The 1,886-nt window shown below is 57.2% G+C and carries 2 protein-coding genes and 1 pseudogene; all 3 read left to right on the top strand.

Annotation, left to right across the window (positions count from 1 at the left end; genetic code table 11):
* On the top strand, positions 1-501 hold a 501-nt coding region (locus IEX16_RS19785; RefSeq protein ID WP_188710283.1), incomplete at its 5' end, for an IS3 family transposase.
* Positions 502-579: 78 nt separating this feature from the next.
* Positions 580-882, top strand: a pseudogene (locus tag IEX16_RS19780) (transposase); the annotation flags it as partial.
* A gap of 66 nt (positions 883-948) precedes the next feature.
* Positions 949-1,767: a 3'(2'),5'-bisphosphate nucleotidase CysQ gene (cysQ, locus tag IEX16_RS19775; protein WP_188710282.1), complete on the top strand. Its 819-nt coding sequence runs from the start codon at positions 949-951 to the stop codon at positions 1,765-1,767.
* Positions 1,768-1,886 lie beyond the last annotated feature (119 nt).

The raw sequence follows: 1,886 nt of genomic DNA, 5'->3' as shown, positions 1-1,886 counted from the left end.
GACTTCTTCGCGAAGGCTCCGAATCAGAAGTGGGTGACCGATGTCACCGAGTTCAACGTGCACGGGCAGAAGCTCTATCTGTCGGCCTGCATTGACCTCTACAACGGTGAGATCATCGCGTACCGCATGGCCAAGCGGCCCGTGTTTGACCTGGTGTCTGACACGCTTCGAGAAGCCATTGCCCGGTCAGAATGTACCTGTGACCTGATTGTGCATTCGGATCAAGGATGGCATTACAAGATGCAGCCGTACCGAGCGATGCTTGCGCATCATGGCGTCAGGCAAAGCATGAGTCGCAGAGGGAACTGCTTTGACAACGCGGTGATAGAGAGCTTCTCCGGCACCCTCAAGGTCGAGTACTATTATCTTGCTACGCTTGATGGAATCGCGGCACTCGAAGCGGGCGTGCACGATTACATCCGCTACTACAACCACGAGCGCATTAAGCTCGGATTGCAAGGGCTCAGCCCGGTGGAATACCGGGTGAGAAACACCGCCTGATTGGCGGAATCGCAACCGTCCAACTTCTAGGGGTCAGTTCAAATTTGAGGAGGCTCCAACCTTTGAGAAGATGAAGCTATGAACAACAAATCAAATCGTTTTTCCCCCGCAGTTCGAGAACGGGCTGTACGCATGGTGCAGGAGCACCGAGGCGAGTCCCCGTCCCTGTGGGTAGCCATTGAGTCCATCTCGGCCAAGTTCGGCTGTGTGCCCCAGACCCTTCACAAGTGGGTACGCAAGCAAGAAGTTGACGCAGGAGCCCGTCCAGGCGTCACCAGCGACGAACGAGAACGAGTCAAGGCTCTCGAGCGTGAAGTCAAGGAACTGCGTAGGGCTAACGATTGCCCGCGCCATGCTGTCGTCACGCTTGCCCCATGCGGTGTTGCGGTGGGCCTTGGCAGCCGTGCTGGCGGCAGTGGGTGCTAAATTAGCCTGGACGATTTTGCGATGACATTCAGTCAAAAGCAGTTACAAACTTTGTGCAGCATTGCACACGCCGCCGGCCAGGAAATCATGGCGGTGTATGGCCAGGATGGGGCCGTCTGGCAAAAGGACGACACCAGCCCGCTCACCGAGGCAGACCTGCGGGCCGATGCGGTTATCCGCAAAGGGCTGGAGGCGGCGTTTCCAGGTGTGTTTGTCTTGTCTGAAGAGTCGCGCAGCGCAGGTGACGCGGCAGCAGATGCATTTTTTTTGGTGGACCCGCTGGATGGAACCAAAGAGTTTTTAAAGCGCAATGGCGAATTCACTGTGAACATTGCGCTGGTGCAGCAGGGTGTGCCAATCGCTGGCGTGGTGTTTGCACCGGCATTGGGTGAGCTGTATTACGCCGCTCTTGGCCTTGGCGGGTGGGTTCAAATTGCCGACAGCGCCCCTCAAACGCTGCAAGTGGCAGCGTGGCAGCCCACTGAACCCATGCGGGTGATTGGCAGCCGCTCCCACGGCGGCGACAAGCTGGCCGCATGGTTGGCCACGTTAAGCTGCCAGCACAGCTTTGTGGCAGCCGGTAGCTCGCTCAAGTTTTGTCGAATCGCCCAGGGCCAAGCTGATATTTACCCCCGCTTTGGCCCCACCAGCCAGTGGGACACCGCCGCGGCGCATTGCGTATTGGTAGCGGCGGGCGGCGCTGTGCTTGATTTGGCTGGCAGCCCATTGCAGTACGGTCTCCAGCGACCACTGTTGAACCCGGAGTTTGTGGCAGTGGGTGACAACGTGGTTTTGGCGGTAGGGATCATGTCCAAAACTCAGTGTGAGAAGCAGACATAACCGAATATTTCTCGCATTGCCCGCAATTTATGTGCCCCAGTCGAGCTGATGGTGACCTGCCCCCAATCCTCGTACCAATCTAAATTCCAGAAGTCCGTGGGTTGCAAGATTAACTGATT

Origin of the sequence: Polaromonas eurypsychrophila, from assembly GCF_014641715.1 — a bacterium.
GTDB classification, from domain to species: domain Bacteria; phylum Pseudomonadota; class Gammaproteobacteria; order Burkholderiales; family Burkholderiaceae_C; genus Polaromonas; species Polaromonas eurypsychrophila.
This window is presented reverse-complemented; position numbering and strand designations above follow the sequence as displayed.

Bases quoted from the DNA above. Each gene is read 5' to 3' on its own strand.
- cysQ (WP_188710282.1), top strand. From the start codon at position 949: ATGACATTCAGTCAAAAGCAGTTACAAACTTTGTGCAGCATTGCACAC.